At 38.7% G+C, this 20,277-nt stretch carries 19 protein-coding genes; 15 read left to right on the top strand and 4 right to left on the bottom strand.

Annotation, left to right across the window (positions count from 1 at the left end):
- Positions 1–7 precede the first annotated feature (7 nt).
- Together dmpG and ACHABU_RS05055 are read right to left on the bottom strand one after the other, a co-directional pair.
- A complete protein-coding gene (dmpG, locus tag ACHABU_RS05060) occupies positions 8–1,009 on the bottom strand; it encodes a 4-hydroxy-2-oxovalerate aldolase (protein WP_435762944.1) in 1,002 nt (333 codons plus the stop codon).
- Between the two features lie 16 nt (positions 1,010–1,025).
- A complete protein-coding gene (locus ACHABU_RS05055) occupies positions 1,026–1,901 on the bottom strand; it encodes an acetaldehyde dehydrogenase (acetylating) (protein WP_435762942.1) in 876 nt (291 codons plus the stop codon).
- Positions 1,902–2,276: 375 nt separating this feature from the next.
- Here ACHABU_RS05055 and ACHABU_RS05050 point away from each other — a divergent pair, with 375 nt between their 5' ends.
- The 13 genes from ACHABU_RS05050 to ACHABU_RS04990 all read left to right on the top strand — a co-directional run bounded on the left by ACHABU_RS05050 (position 2,277) and on the right by ACHABU_RS04990 (position 16,268).
- Entirely contained in the window at positions 2,277–4,115 is a 1,839-nt protein-coding gene (locus tag ACHABU_RS05050) for a helix-turn-helix domain-containing protein (RefSeq protein WP_435763680.1), read from the top strand.
- Positions 4,116–4,832: 717 nt separating this feature from the next.
- The gene (locus ACHABU_RS05045; protein WP_435762940.1) at positions 4,833–6,041 is read left to right on the top strand and encodes an acyl-CoA dehydrogenase family protein; all 1,209 of its coding nucleotides are present in this window, start codon (positions 4,833–4,835) and stop codon (positions 6,039–6,041) included.
- 33 nt (positions 6,042–6,074) lie between these two features.
- Entirely contained in the window at positions 6,075–7,067 is a 993-nt protein-coding gene (locus ACHABU_RS05040; protein WP_435762938.1) for a catechol 2,3-dioxygenase, read from the top strand.
- A gap of 856 nt (positions 7,068–7,923) precedes the next feature.
- Complete coding sequence (locus tag ACHABU_RS05035) at positions 7,924–8,724, top strand: alpha/beta fold hydrolase (RefSeq protein ID WP_435763678.1); 801 nt, start codon at positions 7,924–7,926, stop codon at positions 8,722–8,724.
- 120 nt (positions 8,725–8,844) lie between these two features.
- Positions 8,845–9,504, top strand: a complete 660-nt coding sequence (locus ACHABU_RS05030; RefSeq protein WP_435762937.1) for an alpha/beta hydrolase — start codon at positions 8,845–8,847, stop codon at positions 9,502–9,504.
- 219 nt (positions 9,505–9,723) lie between these two features.
- Positions 9,724–11,568 (top strand): asparagine synthase (glutamine-hydrolyzing), encoded by a 1,845-nt coding sequence (asnB, locus tag ACHABU_RS05025; RefSeq protein ID WP_435762935.1) that lies wholly within the window; start codon positions 9,724–9,726, stop codon positions 11,566–11,568.
- Positions 11,569–11,716: 148 nt separating this feature from the next.
- On the top strand, positions 11,717–11,998 hold the full coding sequence (locus tag ACHABU_RS05020) for a YciI family protein (protein WP_435762933.1): 282 nt from the start codon (positions 11,717–11,719) through the stop codon (positions 11,996–11,998).
- 203 nt (positions 11,999–12,201) lie between these two features.
- Complete coding sequence (locus ACHABU_RS05015; protein ID WP_435762931.1) at positions 12,202–12,333, top strand: YuzL family protein; 132 nt, start codon at positions 12,202–12,204, stop codon at positions 12,331–12,333.
- Between the two features lie 254 nt (positions 12,334–12,587).
- Positions 12,588–12,782: a helix-turn-helix transcriptional regulator gene (locus ACHABU_RS05010; RefSeq protein WP_435762929.1), complete on the top strand. Its 195-nt coding sequence runs from the start codon at positions 12,588–12,590 to the stop codon at positions 12,780–12,782.
- Positions 12,783–13,157, top strand: a complete 375-nt coding sequence (locus tag ACHABU_RS05005; protein ID WP_435762927.1) for a DUF3278 domain-containing protein — start codon at positions 12,783–12,785, stop codon at positions 13,155–13,157. It begins immediately after the preceding gene.
- 352 nt (positions 13,158–13,509) lie between these two features.
- On the top strand, positions 13,510–15,120 hold the full coding sequence (ggt, locus tag ACHABU_RS05000) for a gamma-glutamyltransferase (protein ID WP_435762924.1): 1,611 nt from the start codon (positions 13,510–13,512) through the stop codon (positions 15,118–15,120).
- Positions 15,121–15,165: 45 nt separating this feature from the next.
- Entirely contained in the window at positions 15,166–15,744 is a 579-nt protein-coding gene (locus tag ACHABU_RS04995) for a chromate transporter (protein ID WP_435762921.1), read from the top strand.
- A complete protein-coding gene (locus tag ACHABU_RS04990; RefSeq protein WP_435762919.1) occupies positions 15,741–16,268 on the top strand; it encodes a chromate transporter in 528 nt (175 codons plus the stop codon). The genes ACHABU_RS04995 and ACHABU_RS04990 overlap by 4 nt, the downstream gene beginning before the upstream one ends.
- Before the next feature lie 76 nt (positions 16,269–16,344).
- Here ACHABU_RS04990 and ACHABU_RS04985 read toward each other — a convergent pair whose 3' ends face one another.
- Positions 16,345–17,130 (bottom strand): HAD family hydrolase, encoded by a 786-nt coding sequence (locus ACHABU_RS04985; protein ID WP_435762917.1) that lies wholly within the window; start codon positions 17,128–17,130, stop codon positions 16,345–16,347.
- Positions 17,131–17,279: 149 nt separating this feature from the next.
- Positions 17,280–18,977, bottom strand: a complete 1,698-nt coding sequence (locus ACHABU_RS04980) for a M3 family oligoendopeptidase (RefSeq protein WP_435762915.1) — start codon at positions 18,975–18,977, stop codon at positions 17,280–17,282.
- 265 nt (positions 18,978–19,242) lie between these two features.
- On the opposite strand from ACHABU_RS04980, the gene ACHABU_RS04975 reads away from it, so the two are divergent.
- Both ACHABU_RS04975 and ACHABU_RS04970 read left to right on the top strand, forming a co-directional pair.
- A complete protein-coding gene (locus ACHABU_RS04975) occupies positions 19,243–19,437 on the top strand; it encodes a YwbE family protein (protein ID WP_379496441.1) in 195 nt (64 codons plus the stop codon).
- Positions 19,438–19,562: 125 nt separating this feature from the next.
- Positions 19,563–19,847 carry a hypothetical protein gene (locus ACHABU_RS04970; RefSeq protein WP_435762912.1) on the top strand — a complete coding sequence of 95 codons (285 nt, stop codon included), beginning with the start codon at positions 19,563–19,565 and terminating at the stop codon, positions 19,845–19,847.
- Positions 19,848–20,277 lie beyond the last annotated feature (430 nt).

Below are 20,277 nucleotides of genomic sequence, written 5' to 3'. Positions count from 1 at the left end.
AAAGTGATTATTTTTGTTGTAGCTCTGCCGCTACTTCTAAAATCATATCTTCTTGGCCACCAACAGCTTTGCGTTTACCGATTTCCATTAAAATATCACGTGCATCGACACCAAATTTCTCTGCAGCTTTATTTGCATGAAGCAAAAAGCTTGAATAGACACCTGCATACCCTAGTACGAGACTGCCCCTCGTAATTTCCTGTGGCTGCGGTAAGATAGGTGCGATAACATCTTCGGCAACATCCATTATTTTATAAATATCAATGCCGGTTTGAATGCCCATTTTATCTAAGACACTAACGATTACCTCTGTTTGCGTATTGCCAGCTCCTGCACCGAGACAGCGAATACTGCCGTCGATACGTTCTGCACCGGCTTCAATTGCTGCCAATGAATTAGCTACGGCTAACGATAAGTTATTATGAGCATGGAAGCCGACTGGTACGTCTATCTCTTGTTTTAACGCTTTGATGCGCTCAGTTACTTGGTTTGGCAATAATGCACCAGCTGAATCAACAATATAAATGACATCAGCCCCGCCGTTCACCATAATCTTTGCCTGTTCCACAATTTTACTTGGTTCAGCCATATGGGACATCATTAAAAATCCGACCGTTTCCAGGCCTAATTCTTTGCCAAGACTTAAATGCTGCAGGGACACATCTGCTTCTGTCACATGTGTGGCAACACGCAACATAGAGACCCCTAAGTCTGCTGCACGTTTTATATTCGGCTTCGTTGCAATCCCCGGAAGTGACAGGACTGCGATTTTTGCATTCTTCGCTGTTTCCACAGCTGCTTCAATGAGTTTGAACTCATCTGTTAAGGAATGCCCATACTGTATGGTGGAACCTCCTAAACCATCGCCATGCGTGACTTCGATATATGGCACATTGGCTTCATCTAATCCTGCAACTGCAGCACGCACCTGTTCTTCTGTAAATTGATGGCGCATGGCATGACTGCCATCGCGTAAAGCTACTTCTGTAATGATGACATCTCTTTTCATCCGATCATCCCCTCCCTTAAACAGTGGCTTTTGCTTTTGACCATTCCTCTGCGATTTTGACTGCGGCTGCAGTGATAATATCCAAGTTTCCAGCATAGGCAGGTAAATAATCTGCTGCCCCGGAAACTTCTACAAACACTGAAATTCGATTTTCTTCAACAAATGGACGGGATTTTAGGCGGTAGCCTGGTACATATTGCTGTACCGCTTGCTCTGTTTGAACTAATTTCTCATAGAGAGCATCTTCATCCACTACAGGTTGATCAACTAATAAATGAATCGTATCGTTCATCATAATTGGTGGCTCCGCAGGGTTTAAAATCATGACGGTTTTCCCTTCCTTGGCTCCACCTATAACTTCAATTGCACGGGAAGTTGTCGCGATAAATTCATCAATGTTCGCACGTGTTGCAGGACCAGCGCTTTTGCTTGCTATCGTTGCAACGATTTCGGCGTATTCTACCTCATAAATTTGAGATACGGCATGGATAATTGGAATGGTTGCCTGTCCACCGCATGTGATCATGTTGACATTCCGTGCATCTGGATTTTCATGAAGATTTACAGTTGGTACGGTAAGCGGTCCGATTGCTGCCGGTGTTAAATCGATCGCACGAATTCCATGGGCCTCGAGCTGCTCCGCATGTTTTTTATGTGCGTAAGCGCTTGTCGCATCGAATACAACATCTGCCTCCTCAGGATTTTCCAAAAAGCCATCTAACCCTGTGTGAATGGTTTTGAAGCCTGCTTCTCTTGCTTTACGAAGACCATCTGAATCCGGATCAATACCAATAACTGTCGTTAGTTCCAGGTGCGGTGAACGCATAATTTTTTTCATAAGGTCGGTTCCGATATTTCCAGAACCTAAAATAGCTACTTTGAGTTTAGACATAAAATGCATCCTCCTTTGCTATAAAATTTAAATTTACTTTTGCCTTTGTAATAAGGGGGATAATTCTTCTCTTTTTGATTTTCCCTGTGTTACAATGATATACAGTTTAAATATATCGGAAAATTTTAAATCTTGACCACTTAAAATGTAACCGTTAACAAGTTTTTTAAAGATGAATAAGGTTAAAACAAGTATTGTGAATGTCCCCCAAACCCTTATAGACTTTACTTGGAACTCAATAACCAAATAATATCACTTATGTAATTAAAATGAATCCTATGATAAATAGCAATTTTCTATTATTTTTAGTGTGAAACGTTTAGAAATTAGTTGAAATGAACGATTCATTATATGAAAGGGCTGATACAAGTGAATATGGATTTAAGCAGTAAAAATTTAAATGATGTATTTGAATTGCCCAAGGAAGAAGCCTTAAAAGCATTTTATGATCGCATGGTTACGATTCCAGTTATAGCTATATCGTCCTTAAAAAAAGAGCTTGTATCGACTATCGGGGATGATCGCACGAAGGGGATTTTTATTCGATATGGTTGGCATTGTGGTGTTAGTGATGGGGAGAAAGTGCTCACCTCTCAGTGGGACAATGAAGTTGATCTGATTCATGCTGGACCAAAAGTGCATATTTTACACGGATACCTGGATGATGTAATAATAAATGCTATTGACTATGATAAAGAGGATGATTTGGCGTTAATAGATGTCTCTTGGTTTAATTCATATGAAGCACATGAATTTTTAAAGAGCGGCATTCATAGTGATCAACCTGTTTGTCACACCCTATGCGGATTTGCGAGTGGCTATTTATCAACGGTTTTAAAAAGGCCTATTCTCGCAAAGGAAATCAAATGTAGGGCGATGGGCCATGATCAATGTGAAGTCATTTTTATGCCTAAGGAAAAATGGGGAGAAGAGCTGGAAAGTGAAAATAGATATTACCAATCTACTAGTATGATTCAGGAATTGGATGAAATAACAGCAAAATTAAAAATTGAACGTGATTATTTAAATACAGCAAAAAAGGTTCACCGGGAATTGATTGAGGAATTACTGTCAAAGCAAGGGATACAAAGAATTATAGACATACTGAATAAAACAACAGGCCTGCCTACATTTATTGAAGATGAATACAATCAGATTATGGTGAAATCGAATGATATGACAGATGTTAGGCTAGATTTTGATTTGGAGAAAATAAGTAATCATACGACTCATTTTGTAAGAAACTCTAAAGGAATGGGCATACTTCGAACACCTATTTTATTTGAACAGCAAATCAAGGGTTATTGTTCGTTCCTGTATTCAAAAGATCATACACCGAATGACTTGGAGTATATGATTATCGATCAAGCTTCACTCACCGCATCAATTATATTGCTGAATGAAAATATTAAGATTAATACCGAGCAAAACATTCGACGTGATTTTTTAAGTGATATTTTAGAGAGCAGGTTAGAGAAAGAAGAAATCTACAAAGTTGCCTACTATCTTAAGTTTAATCCAGAAGATTCCTACTGGATGCTTACGATGGAGAGAAATATCAATAAATCCGAGTTGAATCATGAGATTGAAGTCAATGAAGAATTAGTTCGTTACGTTAACTTGTTTTTCAAAGAGAGAAATATAAACGCGATTGTATCGCAAAAATCAGATAAAATTATCATGGCAATTGAGCATTCATCATTTGAAAAACTATATATGAAGCAATCAAAATTTATAAGTCTGTTATTAAAGCATTGTTTACGACGCTTCGCCAAATATAAGTTTTTTATTGGTGTTAGCACCATCGTTCAAAAAATTGACCAGCTGCCGACTTTATATGATGAAACGTTAGCAACATTAAAAGCAAAAAATCCAAAAAAGCAAATTCAGTATTATGAAGACTTAGGGATTGAAAGTGTATTGTTTCAAATACCAGATGAGACATTAATTAATCGTTTTGTTCATAAACAAGTAGGGGAATTACTCGAAGCTGACAAAGATTTCGAATTAATTAAAACGTTATATGCTTATATAGAGAACGGCATTAATATTAATAACACAGCTAAAGCTCTTACGATGTCTATTAGTGGATTACGGTATCGTCTAGAAAAGATTAGCGATATTTTAAATATTGATTTGAATGATACAAAAAGTGTTTTCTCCGTTTATATGGCATTGAATGTTTTAAAAGCAAGGGGAGAGATTACGATATAATTGATTAATGAAGAATGAACCTTAGGGGGAAGCAGTTGGCGGGGCTGTTTTGTTCTGGGGTTTTTCTTTTTTTAGAAATGTACTTTTTACAAATGAAAGATGTACTTACAAAATTCTATGTTTCCGTTTGGGTGTACTGAGGACCGAGTTGAGGCGTTGTTGGCCCGTTCGAGGTGAGCTGTGGTTGGTAAAGATTTAAGAAACAAATCTATATTCCCGGTGGTAGTATCTTTATGGGTACGAAGGATAAAGGACGGTTACCCGGAAGATGGGAAGGAGTCGGTTGGAAAGGTTACGTTAGATCCATTTTATAGAAGCTGAGAATATAATAATTGAATAAGAACAATGAGGTGAAGAGCGGTTTTCGAAACCGCTCCATATTCATACATTAAGGAAAACCCGTCTGAAACAATGGAAACCAGTAAGAACAAACCTTAGCAGAAAGCAGTTAGTCTGACTGTTTTCTTCTGAGGTTTTTATTTTTTTGAAAAATAATGTACTTTTTCCAAATAAAAGATCTGTATGAAAACGCTTACTGCAACAGGGTTTTTCAAACATTTAGAAAAGTCGATTAGTATATAAAATCTAAAAAAATAGTAAACTTTCGTATTTTTAATAGCTATCTTATTAAATCAATGCCAAATATACTATAACTAGTCAGACAGATTGTTTGTAAAAATGATTGCGTTTACAAAAGGACATAAAGGAGGAATTGCATTGCCAATCAGTACCTTAGAAGTTCAAAAAACAGTTAATAGGGAAGAGTTGCTGCAAAAAGCAAAAGAAGTTGGAGAGTTAGCTGAAAAGCATGCTTTACAAGCAGATATTGATGCGAAATTGCCAGATGTTGTCATTGAAAAAATCAAAGAGACCGGCTTTCACAAGCTTCATAGACCAAAAGAATATGGCGGTCAAGAATTAGACTTTTATACCTTTGGAGATATCATTCGAACGGTAGCCAATTATAGTGTTCCAGCTGCATGGATAACATATTTCGCTATTATTCATGAAACATGGCCAGCATTTTTACCAAAACAGGGTCGGGAAGAAATGTACAATACGAATGCTTTATTGGCTGATGTCTTTGCACCAGTTGGAAAAGTTACGGATGACCCTGATGGAGAAGGTTATCGAATCAGTGGTCAATGGAATTTCTGCAGTGGCGTATTGTGGAGTGATTGGATTGCGCTTGGTGCGATTCACAAAATGAGAGATGCCGAAGAGCCGGAGTTAAGCTTGTTTATCGTCCATAAAAAGGATACAGAAATTATTGACAACTGGGATCCGATTGGACTGCGTGGGACAGGTAGTAACGGGGTTAAGCTAGATAATGTATATGTTCCAGCCCATTATGTTTTCCCAGCAAAAAGAGTTATTAGTGGTGCAACAGCTCCAGACGGAAACTACGAAGAGGACTACCAGATTTTCAATGTTCCTTATATGATATACTTCCTGTCTGGATTTTCACAGATTGCAATTGGCGGTTTGGAACGCCTCGTTAACGACTTTAAAGAGAAGACAAAGGGACGCATTCGTATTTACAACAATAATGCAAGCGAGAAAGACGGTGGCAGTGCCCAGCGTACACTTGGTGAAATATCCATTCAATTAACAGCGGTAAAAGCTGTAGCTAAAGAGTATATGGATAAATTAAGTTATTATCAGGAAAATGGTATTCGGGTTTTAGAGGAAGAAGAGCGTGAACAGCTATTCGCGATGCGTGCGTATGTTGCTAAAACATCAGCAGATATGGCAACTCGGATTTTAACAACACTTGGTGGGAATTCAATTTATAAGGATCAGCATTCAGAAAGATTTGTTCGTGACATACTTGCAGTTGCCGCACATCCATCACATCTATATGAAGATGCAATGGTAGCGTATGGAAAAACGATTCTCGGATTTGACGGCCATCCAATCTGGTAAAACAGTAATCAAATTACTTAAAAAATAAATGTAATGGGGGAAAATGAAATGACAGAAGAACGTATTTTTGATATTGCACATCTGGCACATGTTGAGCTTTATAGTCCTAAATTAGAGGAATCTGTAGGATTTTTCAAAGAAATGTTGGGGATGAGTGAAATATCCCGTCAAGGTAAATCCGTTTATATGCGTGCCTATGAAGATCATTACCATAACACATTAATTATCACTGAAAATCATGAAGCTGGTTTAGGTCATCTATCCTTAAGAGCTACGTCTCCTCAAGCACTTGAGCGCCGGGTAGCTCAGATTGAAAAGATGGGCTACGGCATCGGCTGGATTGACGGCGATATCGGTCATGGACGTGCATATCAGTTCAACTCACCAGATGGTCATTTAATGGAAGTTTTCTGGGATGTTGATTACTACCAAGCACCTGATGATCAAAAAACACCATTATTAAATCGTCCGCAAAAACGTCCGAACCGCGGTGTTCCTGTTCGTCGTATCGACCACGTCAATCTACTGGCAAGTGAAACAAATAAAAATGTGGAGTTTCTAGAAGATGCACTAGGCTTTAAAGTTCGCGAGCGTATTTTAGCTCCTGATAATACGGACGTTGCTGCATGGTTAAGTGTTAGTAACTTAGTTCATGATATTGCTATTATGGGCGATGCATTAGGAGAAAAAGGACGTCTTCACCACCTATGCTACTGGTATGGCTACCCACAACATTTATCCGATGTTGCAGATTTACTAATTGAAAACGGACATGAAATTGAAGTAAGTCCAATAAAACATGGCGTATCCCAAGCACAATGTATGTATGTTTTTGAACCAGGCGGCAATCGTATAGAGCTATTTGGTGATGCAGGTTATCTAATTTTTGACCCGGATTGGAAAACAATCGAATGGCAAAGTAAAGATGTAGATCAGGCTATTCTCTGGCATGGTACGCAATTGCCTCAAGAGTTCTTCACACATGGAACTCCGTTAAGAAGCAAAGAGCCAGTTGAAAATAAATAACGTTTTTATAGGATAGAATGAGTTGGTGGGAACATGAAAGAGGGAAGGATTGTAGCTTCCTCTTTCATGCTCATCTTTTTAGGTTATACGATTGTTATTTGTTTATTGTAACTGTGGCTGGTATGCAATAACGTGTGCTTATACCGCCGTCCGGGATCGCTGCGGGCGGATGCTTTCCGCGGGCACGGCCTCAGCCCCGAAGAGAAAACCACTCTTCTGGTCTTCGGACACGTGCTGTTCCCGCAGGAGTCACCGCCCTCCGCTCACCCGGACTGGTAAGCTGTATGATGTCATCTTTATAACAATCACTAATGCAGTTAATTATTTGCAAACTTCTAACCAGCTCTGGGGAATATACGTAGACTCCAGCGGGAGGAAAGGAGGCCACTGAAAAAGTCCCTAACTTAGAAAGTCAAAAAACCAATTCCCAAAATTTCACGTTATAACACGGACTTAGTGGGAGTTGAGTGTTCAAATTAACATTCAATATCATTAAAAGTGGGGCTTAATTTGTACTAATTTTTAAATGTCCTACTTTTTCAGTGGCCTCGAGGAAAGGCATCGGTGAGACAACGCAGCGCTTTAGCGCAAGTTGGCTCACCAGCCGCCCGCGGAAAGCGAAGTATATTTCCCAGAGCGGTCGCCGAAGCTTCTGCATACTGATAAAAAAACCAGCAGTTACGTTCTGATTTATAGAAAATGCAGTTAAAAAAAGCAACAAATCTTTTCGATGGGACGAGTATCGCAGTCCCGCAGTTTACTTAAAAAAGTTTATTCATTCAACAGTTATTTATAAAGCCTTGTAGAAAAGGTAATAGGAGGGTTTTACTTGCAATTACAAATCAGTTCAAAACAAATGAAAATCAATGGAATTAATACACATTACCATGAGGAAGGTTCAGGAACAGAAAAGATGATCCTAATCCACGGGTCAGGGCCCGGAGTATCAGCTTTTGCAAACTGGAGACTAGTTATTCCGCGTTTAAGTGAATCACTTCAAGTATTTGCACCAGACATCGTTGGGTTTGGCGAAACAGATAAACTTTCGAAAGATGAATACACACTAGATCTGTGGGTAGAACATCTGATTGGTTTTATTGAAGCAGTATCCGATGAACCCGTATATTTAGTCGGTAATTCATTCGGTGGAGCCCTGTCACTTCATGTAGCACATAGAAGACCTGATTTAGTGAAGAAATTAATTTTAATGGGAAGCGTTGGGACGCAGCATGAAATATCATATGGTTTAGATCGCGTTTGGGGGTACGAGCCAAGTTTTGAAACGATGCAAGAATTGATTCAACTGTTCTCCTATGATCAAAACGCAGCAAAAAATGATGAACTGGTTCGTATGCGTTACGAAGCAAGTATCAAACCAGAGTCCAAAGAAGCTTTCGCTGCAATGTTCTTTGATAACCGACAAGAAAGATTGAATGAACTTGCATTGCCAGACGAAGAAATTAAAAAGATTAACACGGAAACTTTATTATTCCACGGCTTAAATGACCAAGTTATTCCATTCGAAGAGACAAGCTATAAATTAATGCAGCTATTACCTCATGCCGAATTGCATTTATTTAATGAATGTGGTCACTGGACACAAATTGAAAAAACAGAGCCATTTATTGAACACATCCAAGCATTTCTTAAAAACTGACTGACATAGAGGAAGCACGGGGACGGTTCTCGTGCTTCCTTTTGTGCAGATATGGAAGCAGGAGAACCGTCCCCGTGCTTCGAATGTTTCAACAGATTAATATAAAAAGGATGGATTAGTATGAGTGAAACTTTTCAATATGAGGTAACGCTTCCCTCAAACGGTGTGAAAGATAACAAGAAATATCCAGTATTATTCGCTTTACATGGAATTGGCTATAACGAAAAAGAAATGTTGTCCGTATTTGAAGGATTGAAAGAGGATTTTATATTAATTGGTGTTCGAGGAAATTTAACGTATGAGGATGGCTTTGCTTATTATAAATTAAAAGAATATGGAAAGCCTGATCGTAAACTTTTTGATGAAAGTATGGAAATGTTACAAGGTTTTATCGAAACTTCATTGGATAAGTATCCGATTGATCCAAATCAAATTTATTTAGCTGGGTTTAGTCAAGGTGCAATACTTGCCAATTCACTTGCGTTAGTTTTTGGTGATAAAATAAGTGGCATTGTTTCAATGAATGGCTATGTACCAGGTTTTGTTATTGAGGAGTACTCGATAGAATCCATTGATCAGTTATCTGTTTTTTTAACGGATGGAGAAAAAGATCATATCTTCCGACCAGAAGTCGGTAAAAAGAATTATCAATTTTTCAAAGAAAAAGGTGCTTCCGTTAAATATAAGACATATCCAACGGAACATTTAATTGGTAATGAAAACAAAAAGGATGTTACAGAGTGGTTGCTCCGAAGAGTCGATGGCATTAAAAAACCGTGAACCTTAGCGTTCTTTTATTTGTTATACAGGGAATTTTCGAACTTTTGTTTTGAAAGCGGCTTTGTTGTTTCTCGCACAGCGTTCCATCCTCTTTGCTAATCTGAAATTATAGGGTAGTTCCCTTGCGACATCCTTTGGGTGTTTTTTTATCACTAGGGACAAATTTTCCGCATAGAATAGTGAAGTAAACGTAAAATGCACCAGAGAGGGTGACAGGATTTGTGCGGAATAACAGGCTTTGTTGATTGGAATAAAAGAGCAAGCATGCAGAAGCCAGTATTGGAGAAGATGACGGAGACTTTGGCATTACGGGGACCGGATGCGACACAATATTGGATAGATGGTCATACAGGTTTTGGACATAAGCGTCTTTCGGTTGTCGATTTAGAAGGTGGAAAACAACCGATGAGTAAGAAAAAAGATGGAGTTACTTATACGATTGTATATAATGGAGAGCTTTATAACACCGAAGAACTTCGCCAAGCATTACTTCAAATGGGATATTCATTCAGTACGACCTCTGATACGGAAGTTCTACTGACGTCTTACATCGAATGGAAGGAAGAATGTGTGGATCATTTGAATGGAATATATGCTTTTGGTATCTGGGATGAGAAGAGAGACCAGCTATTCATGTCCCGGGATCGACTAGGCGTAAAACCATTATTTTTCCATGAAAAACAGGGCCAGTTCATCTTTGGTTCCGAGCTGAAAGCAATACTTGCTCACACAGATGTGAATGCTGAAGTTGATCGCGGAGGCCTATCAGAAATATTTGCGCTTGGACCTTCCAGAACACCGGGGCATGGTTTATTTAAAGGAATAAAAGAATTGCGTGGCGGGCACTCCTTGACGTTTTCAAAGAACGGCTTGAAAACGTGGCGCTACTGGAATATGGTCAGTAAGCCGCATCATGATTCTGTAGAGGAAACGGCTGAAAAGGTGAGGGAATTGTTTGTCGATGCAGTGGAGCGGCAGTTGGTTGCAGATGTTTCGGTTAGCACGTTATTATCCGGTGGGTTGGATTCAAGTGCAATTACAGCTGTAGCCGCAAATTATTTTAAGCGAAAAGATGACGTCGCATTAACTACTTTTTCAATCGACTATGAGGGGAATGACGAGCATTTCCAGTCAAGTAAGTTTCAACCATCTAGTGACAAGCCATGGATTGAAAAGGTGGTTAAGGAATTTGATACGGATCATCATGATGAAGTTATCTCCGGAAAACAACTTGCTGCATTGCTAAAGGAAGCAGTGGACGTTCGTGATCAACCGGGTCAGGCGGATATTGATTCTTCTTTATTATGGTTTTGTCGCCGTATTAAAGATCATACGACGGTTGCGCTATCTGGAGAATGTGCAGATGAAATTTTCGGTGGTTATCCATGGTTTCATGATCCGTCCGCATCTGGAGATAGTTTTCCTTGGATGAGGTCCTTGGATTCACGGGTAGATTTATTAAAGCCAGAGTGGCAAAAGAAATTAGATTTGAAAACGTATGTGCAAGAAAGATATAAAGAAACAGTTGCTGAAACCCCGAGGCTTGATGGAGAAACAGAAGAAGATGCAAAGCGTAGAGAAATATTTTATTTAAATATGCAGTGGTTTATGGCTCAATTACTCGATCGCAAGGACAGGATGAGTATGGGAGCTAGTCTTGAAGTGCGTGTCCCATATGCAGACCACCGATTAGTAGAATATGTCTGGAATATTCCATGGGATATGAAGATGTATGGAGGTCGGGAGAAAGGGATATTGCGTAAAGCATTGGAAGGGATTCTGCCTGATGAAGTTTTGTACCGTAAGAAGAGTCCTTATCCGAGAACTTTCCAGCCGGAGTATACCATGCAAGTTGTGAAATGGATGGAAGAAATCCTTGCCGATCCTGATGCACGAATCTTTGAATTTATGAAACGTGAAAAAGTGGAAGCAATTGTAAAAAGTGAGGGGAAAGAATTTAAGGATCCATGGTATGGCCAGCTTATGCAAGGTCCCCAGTTAATTGCACATCTATGTCAAATTGATTATTGGCTTCGAAAATATGATATCCAAGTTAGCGAATGATAGATTTTTAGAGAGCTCTGCCAAAAGTTAGAAGGCAGAGCTTTCTCTATTGGCGGCTATCGACAAAATATGACAAAGTTCGGGGAGTGACAGGCACCATTATGGAGCGGTATAATGGGAGGAGGATAAGAGAGGGAGGATGTTACATATGAAGTATTTTGCTGCGTTTTCACCGATGTTGGATGAGGGGAAGAGCCAGGAGTTCCGTCCAGATCATTTGACTTATTTGGAAGAAAAAGAGAATGAAAGTAAAGTCTTTGCGAAAGGCCGTTTTACCGATGGAACTGGTGGTCTAGTGATTTATATGGCAGAGAATTTTGAAGAAGCGGAAGCAATCGTTAAAAACGATCCATATGTTGTAAAAGGTGCAAGAGGCTATGAAATCCATGAATGGGTAATGACAACAGATGCGGTACTACCTGAAAAATAATCAGTAGTTCTATTTTATGGAGAACAAATAACAGAAGTATTAGCAGACCAAATTGCACAATGATTTGGTCTTTTTTATTCCTTATATTGATCATCTTTTTCTTGTAGAAAAGTTAAAAAGTGTTTTTAGGGCTTGATTCAAAATAGCGACAAAATAACATATCTAAATTATTTTAAGGAACACTAAAATTGGAGGTGATTAGAATGAAAAAGAGAAAAGTTAATCCAGTAACGGATGGTTTGAGTTCTCCAGAGGTAGAAGGGCAAGGGACGACAAGAAGGGAAACGGGAAGCAAAAAGGCTGATTCTTCAAGAAAAAAACAAAAGCGCTATTAATATGTTTAAGTGTTCTTAAGAGAAGCTGTACGTTTCTTTAAAATATTTTATACAAATAGTGAAGGGATTAGCGGTGCAGCTAATCCCATTTTTTACGTCAGTCATATATGAAACTTAATGGCATAATAAACCAATACTGTCTAAAAAAAATTGCAGAATATTTATAATTAACTTGTAATAAGTAAGCTATCAATGTAATATATAAATTACATAATGTTATTTATATTTGTCACTATTCGGAAATAGGTGATTGAATGACCAGTAAAATGAAACTAGCAAGAATTGAAAAGGGACTTACCCAGGACCAGCTTGCTAAACAAGTGCAAGCAACAAGGCAAACCATTGGACTGATTGAAAAGGGGAAATATAATCCGAGTCTGCGATTATGTATAGCAATTGCAAAGGCATTGGATAAAACATTGGACGATTTATTTTGGGAGGAACTGTAAATGATCCGATCTTTTTTAAATTTTTTTCTGCCGGATGATGAATACAAACGGATGAAAATGGTTTACATTATGGCGGAAGCTGCTTTTCTGACAACAGGTATACTCATGCTTTTTAGCTTCCTGAACCTTAATTGGTTTAAGTGGGGTTTAGATGGTTCATTAATTATGTTTTTAATTGCTGTATTTATTATGTTTTATACATTTATGCGCTATATTTTCTCTGGTATCGAACATACAGATATTTCTAATGAAAATGATTATTCCAAACAACGTAGGAAGAGTTGGAAAAATTCATTAAGGTTTGGACTAATTTTTTTTGTGGCTTCTTTCGTATCAAAGGTGTGCCCTCTGGTTGGGTGGAAGCAATGGATATAATTGGACCTTCTATATTGGTTATTTTTTTTCATTATCTTTTTGATTATATCTCTTTAAAACGTTCTTTTAAGAAAAATAAAGATGTGATCGATGATTAATATCATGTAAAACAGCTTGGAGAAAATTCCCCCTAGCTGTTCTGTAAAGATACGGTATAAATATCTCAGTGATATGGACAGTGATTTTGGATGTCATTTATGGAATAGTTAAAATTTACCCAAAAATAACGTATAATAGAAAGACATTACTTGAAACAAATTTTAAGGACGCTTCGAGTAAATATTATTTGTGTCCTTTTTTGGGAGAAATGTGGACGTGAACAGATAGAACATATAACGGAGGGGGAAATAAAATGTATCTTACAAATCAATCAAACGCTTATCCTATTTCGCAAAAACCTGTTTATGCAAAGAATGGAATGGTAGCAACATCTCAGCCGCTTGCTGCACAGGCAGGTTTGGATATGTTGAAAAAAGGTGGAAATGCAATTGATGCTGCTATTGCAACCGCAGCCTGCCTTACCGTTGTTGAACCAACATCAAACGGGATTGGCAGTGATGCTTTTGCACTCGTATGGACAAAAGGGAAGTTGCATGGGCTGAATGGTAGTGGGAAATCACCAAAAGATATTACCATTGATGCTGTAAAAGAAAAAGGATATCACGAAATACCGACACATGGATGGATTCCCGTAACGGTGCCCGGAGCGCCAGGAACATGGGCAGAATTGTCAAAGCGATTTGGAAAACTCTCCTTAAAGGAAGTTTTAACACCAGCAATTACATATGCAAGAGAAGGACATCCAATTTCACCAACTCTAGGTAAGTATTGGAAAAATGCCTATCGCTCGTTCAAAGAAAAATTAACAGGTGCTGAGTTTGAAGAATGGTTTAAAACTTTTGCACCTAAGGGACGGGCACCGGAAATTGGTGAGCTATGGTCCTCTGAAGACCATGCAAACACTTTACAGGAAATTGCAGATACGAATGGAGAATCCTTTTACCAAGGAAACCTGGCTGAGAAAATGGCATCCTTTTCAAAGGAAAATGGAGGTTTTCTGACAAAAGGGGATCTAGAAGACTATCAGCCTGAATGGGTTGACCCAATCCGCGTAAACTATCGGGGACATGATGTATGGGAGATCCCTCCGAATGGGCAGGGTATCGTCGCACTTCAGGCATTAAATATTTTAAAAGGTTTTGATTTTCAAACGAAAGATTCCATCGATACCTATCATAAACAGATTGAAGCAATTAAACTTGCTTATGCAGATGCCTTGAAGCATGTAACAGAAGAAAGTCACATGAAAGTATCTGCTGAAGCTATTCTAAGTGAATCTTATGCAGAGAAACGAAGAGCGCTCATTGGGGACGCTGCGCTACTCCCGGAAGCTGGCGACCCTTCCTCAAGCGGTACAGTCTATTTAGCTGCAGCAGATAAGGAAGGAAATATGGTTTCATTCATCCAAAGTAATTATATGGGATTTGGATCTGGTGTGGTTGTTCCGGGTACTGGGATTGCCTTACAAAACCGCGGGCATAATTTTTCCATGGATCATAATCATGTTAATGCATTGGCAGGAGGCAAACGAACCTATCATACGATTATTCCTGGATTCCTATCAAAAGGGAACCAGCCTGTAGGTCCTTTTGGAGTAATGGGTGGTTTTATGCAGCCACAGGGTCATGTTCAAGTTGTTATGAACACGGTTGATTTTGGATTGAATCCACAAGCTGCTCTTGATGCGCCAAGATGGCAATGGATGAAAGATAAGACAGTCGAAGTCGAGAATCGATTCGCACACCATATTGTACAGGAATTGGTAGCTAAAGGGCATGATATGAAGATACAACACGAACCTAATCGTTTTGGGCGTGGGCAGATTATTTGGCGTAATTCAGAAACAGGTGTGTTCGTTGGTGGAACGGAATCCAGAACAGATGGTAAAGTAGCGGCCTGGTAATAGATAATATGAGCTAAAAGAATAACTAAAAAAGGTTTGTGACGAATGAAAACGCATTGGAATATTTTTATGGCATTCTTTCGGGTTGGGATTCTGGGCTTCGGTGGAGGTCCAGCTTCCATCCCACTTATACAAAAGGAAGTTGTGGATAATTATAAATGGATGGATAATGAGGCGTTTGGGGACCTATTGGCCATTGGGAATACGTTAACCGGTCCCATCGCTACAAAATTGGCAGGATATGTTGGCTATCGTGTTTCTGGATTAATGGGGATGATCAATGCCTTACTCGCAACCGTATTACCTACCATTTTATTAATGATTATTCTATTAACTTCCCTATCAAGTATTCGTGAATTTGATTGGGTACAGGGGATGACTGCAGCAGTTGTTCCTGTCGTTGGAATGATGATGGTAGTTCTTACATGGCAATTTGCTAAAAAGGCAGGAAAAGGCTTCGGCTGGGGGAAAGCACTAATCATGATTGTAATCGTTTTTATTTTATTACAATTACTTCATATTCACCCTGGGATTGTCATTGCCGTGTTATTGATACTTGCCCTATCCTTACCGATTCATAATAATAAGGACGATGTCGGTAGTAAAGAAGGTAATCAATCATGATGTATTTGCAATTATTTCTAGCCTTTTTTATTCCTGGTATTCTTGGCTATGGTGGAGGCCCAGCTTCGATTCCACTCATTGAAAACGAAGTCGTCGAAAGATATAATTGGATGAACGTTCAGGAATTTGGTGAAGTTCTTGCGCTTGGTAATTCTCTTCCAGGACCGATTGCTACGAAAATGGCAGGTTATATTGGGTTTGAAATGGGTGGTGTACTCGGATCATTTATCGCCGTATTTGCAATCGTAGCTCCATCTTTAATTTTAATGATTCTGCTTGGCGGTATTTTACTGAAGTATAAGAAATCACCTAAAGTAAAACGACTCACTCTTTTTGTTCAACCGGTCATTGCCATATTACTCGGTGTTATGGCGTGGAATTTCTTCAGTGAATCGTATATTGGTATTGGTTTTTGGCAAACGGCAGTCATTGTCATTCTCAGTTACTTTTTAATTGAGCGTTGGAAGATTCATCCGGCATTTGTTATTGTAGGTGCGTTGTTGTATGGTGGATTCTTCTTGTAAGTAAAATTAAACAACAAAATGCACCTTTAATAAGGTGCATTTTGCTTTTTAATAAGAGCGAATTGTCATCTTCATGTTATTTAACTAATCCAATTTTTTTCAAGCCATTAAATATACCAGAATCCGATACAGAGGTTGTTATATGTTTTGCAAAATCAAAAAGGTCTGGATGGGCATTTTCCATTGCGAACCCTTCTCCGACAGCCTGCAACATTTCTTTATCATTCAATCCGTCGCCAAATGCGATAGCCTGTTCTTTTGGTATATTTAAGCGTTTAAGAATCTTCGTTATTGCCTCTCCTTTATTCACATTTTTGCGGATAATATCGTACGCCATCGTTGCACCTTCGATATTCACCTGTGACATGCGGATATTCTCCTTGATTTCATAAAGAGAGACTTCTGTAGGTTGTAGATTCATTGCAGTAATCCCGATAATTTGATCGACCACATCATAAGTAAATAATGCGTTTTGCTTCAGTTGGAATATGTGATTAAATTGCTCCACAAAAGGGTGGTCAAGGGATGTGTAGTAATTCCTATCCTTTGTATAAAGAACAAGTTCGTTATCATTTTCCTTTGCTATGTCCAAAAATTGTCGAACGAGTTTTTCATCGATTGGCTCATTAATAATTGTTTCTTCCTGGTAGATGGCATATGCACCATTATATCCAATAAATGAATCTACATTTAGTTCCTTTGCAAGGTCTTTTACTTCAATGAGTGGTCTGCCTGTTGCGATAAATACTTCAACACCATTAGCTTTTGCTTGCTGAATTGCTGTTTTCGTTGATTCGGTGTATGTATGATTAGGCATAAGAATTGTTCCATCAATATCAAGAAAAAGTATTTTGAATGTCATGTTGATCTCCTTTAAATATGCTATTTTACATTCATTTTAGCATAGATCGAGTAGAGGTTGTATCATGCTTACTGAGATAGAAGGAATTCGTTACATAAAAGATATAAAAAAGACAGCAGCAATTCAAAATCATTGCTACTGCTTCCCTATTATAAAGCTTTATCATCCACGGATTCGAGCCAGGTTTCAATGGTACGGATGACCGTTTCTAATGCACCTTCTTCAAAGGGGGAGCGGAGATTGGCTGCTTTTACAAGTTCAAGGAAGGCTTTGGAACCACCAAGCTTGCAAAGATTTAAATAGTCTGCCCATGCCGCTTCATGATCTTCACGTGATTTTTTCCAAAATTGGAAAGCGCAAATTTGCGCAAGTGTATAATCAATATAATAGAACGGAACATCATAAATATGTCCTTGTCGTTGCCAGAAAGCACCGGATTCCAAGTATTCATTTCCATCATAATCACGATGTGGCAAATAGATTTCTTCGAGTTGCTTCCATGCATCCTTTCGCTCGTTTGGTGTCCACTCGGGGTTCTCATATACGAGGTGCTGGAACTCATCGACAGCAACACCGTATGGAAGAAACTGTAGACCATCTGCTAAATGGGCGTATTTATATTTATCCACATCGTCTTTAAAGAAAAGCTCCATCCATGGCCATGTGAAGAACTCCATGCTCATCGAATGGATTTCTGCTGATTCACTAGTTGGGAAAATATACTCCGGTACTCCGATGTTACGGCTTGAATAAGCTTGGAATGCGTGACCAGCTTCATGTGTTAAAACATCGACGTCACCTGAAGTTCCATTAAAGTTAGCGAAGATAAATGGTGCCTCATAGTCTTCAATGAATGTACAGTATCCACCAGCTTCTTTACCCTTTTTTGCTTCCAAATCTAATAAATTCCGATCAAGCATAAACTGAAAAAATTCATTTGTTTCATCGGACAGTTCTGCATACATTTTTTTGCCATTTTCGATAATCCATTCCGGTGATCCCTTAGGTTTTGCATTGCCAGTTTTGAATTTAAAGTTTTCATCGTAAAATTTCAAGGAATCAACACCAATACGGGCAGCCTGCTTTTCATATAGTTTCGTTGCCAATGGAACAACAAAATTCTGAACCTGTTTACGGAAAACATCAACCATTTCTGCATTGTAATCGATGCGGAGCATTCTTAGATATCCTACTTCCACGAAGTTTTTATAGCCTAGCTTCACAGCTATTTCATGTCTAGTCTTTACAAGCTGATCATAAATGGAGTCGAATTGATCTACATGGCTTTCAAAAAATCCTGCACTTGCTGTAACAGCCTGTTTACGGATTGATCTGTCTTCACTTTGAGCAAATGGGCCAAGTTGTGCCAGTGTATAGGTGTCACCTTGAAATTCTACTTCTGCAGAGGCAACCAATTTGGAGTACTCCGAAGCAAGTTTATTTTCCTTTTGCAGCAAACTGATAATATCTGGAGAAAAAGATTTGATTTCAAAATCAGCAATCTCAAATAATTGGGAACCAAGTTGTTTTTCCAACTCCATCCGGTAAGGTGATTTAATTAATTCTTTGTAAAACGCTGTATTCATGGCTTTAATTTCTGGTTCAATCTCATCAAAATAATTGCGTTCTTTTTGATAAAATTCATCCTTCGTGTTAATCGAAGCCCGAACATAAACGAGGTTAAAAAGGGTGGATAGCTTGTTTCGAAAAGTATTGATCTCTTTTATCGCATCGATTGCTTTATCAGCCGATGGAGCGTTGGTGAACAGATGTAATAATTCTTTGAATGCATGTTGGTCCTCTTGCAGTACGGGTCTTTCATACTGGTAATCTTGAAATTTTAACATTGCAATTCCTCCTTGAAAATATAAATATGTATTCCTCTAACTTATATACATTCTATCTCAACGTCTTTCAAAAAAATGTGAAGTTGTGTAATGGGTATCCTATGTAATTCTAATTCCTATCAGATGTTCAAGCTGAATGTGAACCAAGTATATAATGAATTACGGTTGTCTGTAAATGGATGGTGTGATTGGATATTATGATATTAGGTGTTATAATTAGAAGATGTTTAATAGGTAAAAGAATGAAAATGATAGGAGACAGAAAATGACAATTGATGGAAGATATAGGAAAAATGTCCACCCAGGACTAGAAGCAGAAATTATTTTAAAAAAAGATCAACGAACAGGCAGAACAACAGCTGGAGTTGTGAAAGATTTACTTACTAAATCTGACTTCCATCCACATGGGATAAAAGTAAGGCTGGAAGATGGGCAAGTAGGAAGAATCCATACAAAATAGATAGGGTAGACGAAGCGGTGTCAAAAGGTTGAACGTATGCTTCGAAAATAAGAATCTGATTGACTTTGTCACCGTTCAATTGTAGACTATAAGTAGTGTAATTTTAATTAACTGGGGTGAAAGATATGATACAGGCAGTAATTACAATTGGGGCAATTTTGACAGCACTTACCGTCGTTGGTGGTATTGCTCTTGTTAAAATGACTCGGAAAGAATCACATTCTCCTTACTATCCAAATATCTTTTTAGTAATTGTTGGATTATTATTACTGGCGGTCGCTTCCTTAGCTCCTAAAGTAGACTTACTTGGAGCAGGTTTTGGCGGATGGGGAATAGCAGCTCTATTTGCAGCAGCAATCGGCTTTGTTATCACATCCATTATGGACGCTTACAGAAATGTGAATGCTTAATTAAAAAAGCAGAATCTATTAACAGATTCTGCTTTTTTTATTTTGCCTATTTTCTATAAAAGTGGAAATGCGGTTACTCGTCCCATCGAAAAGAATTGTTGTTTTTGCCACGAAATCTATAAACTGCGAACTAGGATAAGTTACTTCGGCGACCGCTCTGGGAAATATACTTCGCGCATCCTAAGGCGGCTGGTGAGCCCCTTCATGCTAACGCATTTCAGTGTCTCACCTATGCCTCTCTTCCCGTTGGAGTCTCCGTATATTTCCCAGAGCTTAGTTAGAAGATTGCTGACGATTACTACATTAGCGGGGGCTAGCTAAAATATCGTCATACAGCCTTACCAGTCCGGGTGAGCGGCGGGCGGTGACTCCTGCGGGAAAAGCACGTGTCCGAAGACCCCGCAGAGTGGGTTTCTCGAGGAGGCTGAGG

Source organism: Oceanobacillus sp. CF4.6, assembly GCF_051262635.1.
In the GTDB taxonomy this organism is placed as follows: Bacteria; Bacillota; Bacilli; order Bacillales; family Amphibacillaceae; genus Oceanobacillus.
Note: the sequence above shows the minus strand (reverse complement) of the source record. Positions and strands in the feature narration are given on the sequence as shown.

Excerpts from the sequence above, each read along its gene's own strand:
- dmpG (WP_435762944.1), bottom strand. The coding sequence starts at position 1,009 with ATGAAAAGAGATGTCATCATTACAGAAGTAGCTTTACGCGATGGCAGT.
- ACHABU_RS05055 (WP_435762942.1), bottom strand. The coding sequence starts at position 1,901 with ATGTCTAAACTCAAAGTAGCTATTTTAGGTTCTGGAAATATCGGAACC.
- ACHABU_RS05050 (WP_435763680.1), top strand. The coding sequence starts at position 2,277 with ATGGATTTAAGCAGTAAAAATTTAAATGATGTATTTGAATTGCCCAAG.
- ACHABU_RS05040 (WP_435762938.1), top strand. The coding sequence starts at position 6,075 with ATGGGGGAAAATGAAATGACAGAAGAACGTATTTTTGATATTGCACAT.
- ACHABU_RS05035 (WP_435763678.1), top strand. The coding sequence starts at position 7,924 with ATGAAAATCAATGGAATTAATACACATTACCATGAGGAAGGTTCAGGA.
- ACHABU_RS05030 (WP_435762937.1), top strand. The coding sequence starts at position 8,845 with ATGAGTGAAACTTTTCAATATGAGGTAACGCTTCCCTCAAACGGTGTG.
- ACHABU_RS05020 (WP_435762933.1), top strand. The coding sequence starts at position 11,717 with ATGAAGTATTTTGCTGCGTTTTCACCGATGTTGGATGAGGGGAAGAGC.
- ACHABU_RS05015 (WP_435762931.1), top strand. The coding sequence starts at position 12,202 with ATGAAAAAGAGAAAAGTTAATCCAGTAACGGATGGTTTGAGTTCTCCA.
- ACHABU_RS05010 (WP_435762929.1), top strand. The coding sequence starts at position 12,588 with ATGACCAGTAAAATGAAACTAGCAAGAATTGAAAAGGGACTTACCCAG.
- ACHABU_RS05005 (WP_435762927.1), top strand. The coding sequence starts at position 12,783 with ATGATCCGATCTTTTTTAAATTTTTTTCTGCCGGATGATGAATACAAA.
- ggt (WP_435762924.1), top strand. The coding sequence starts at position 13,510 with ATGTATCTTACAAATCAATCAAACGCTTATCCTATTTCGCAAAAACCT.
- ACHABU_RS04995 (WP_435762921.1), top strand. The coding sequence starts at position 15,166 with ATGAAAACGCATTGGAATATTTTTATGGCATTCTTTCGGGTTGGGATT.
- ACHABU_RS04990 (WP_435762919.1), top strand. The coding sequence starts at position 15,741 with ATGATGTATTTGCAATTATTTCTAGCCTTTTTTATTCCTGGTATTCTT.
- ACHABU_RS04985 (WP_435762917.1), bottom strand. The coding sequence starts at position 17,130 with ATGACATTCAAAATACTTTTTCTTGATATTGATGGAACAATTCTTATG.
- ACHABU_RS04980 (WP_435762915.1), bottom strand. The coding sequence starts at position 18,977 with ATGTTAAAATTTCAAGATTACCAGTATGAAAGACCCGTACTGCAAGAG.
- ACHABU_RS04975 (WP_379496441.1), top strand. The coding sequence starts at position 19,243 with ATGACAATTGATGGAAGATATAGGAAAAATGTCCACCCAGGACTAGAA.
- ACHABU_RS04970 (WP_435762912.1), top strand. The coding sequence starts at position 19,563 with ATGATACAGGCAGTAATTACAATTGGGGCAATTTTGACAGCACTTACC.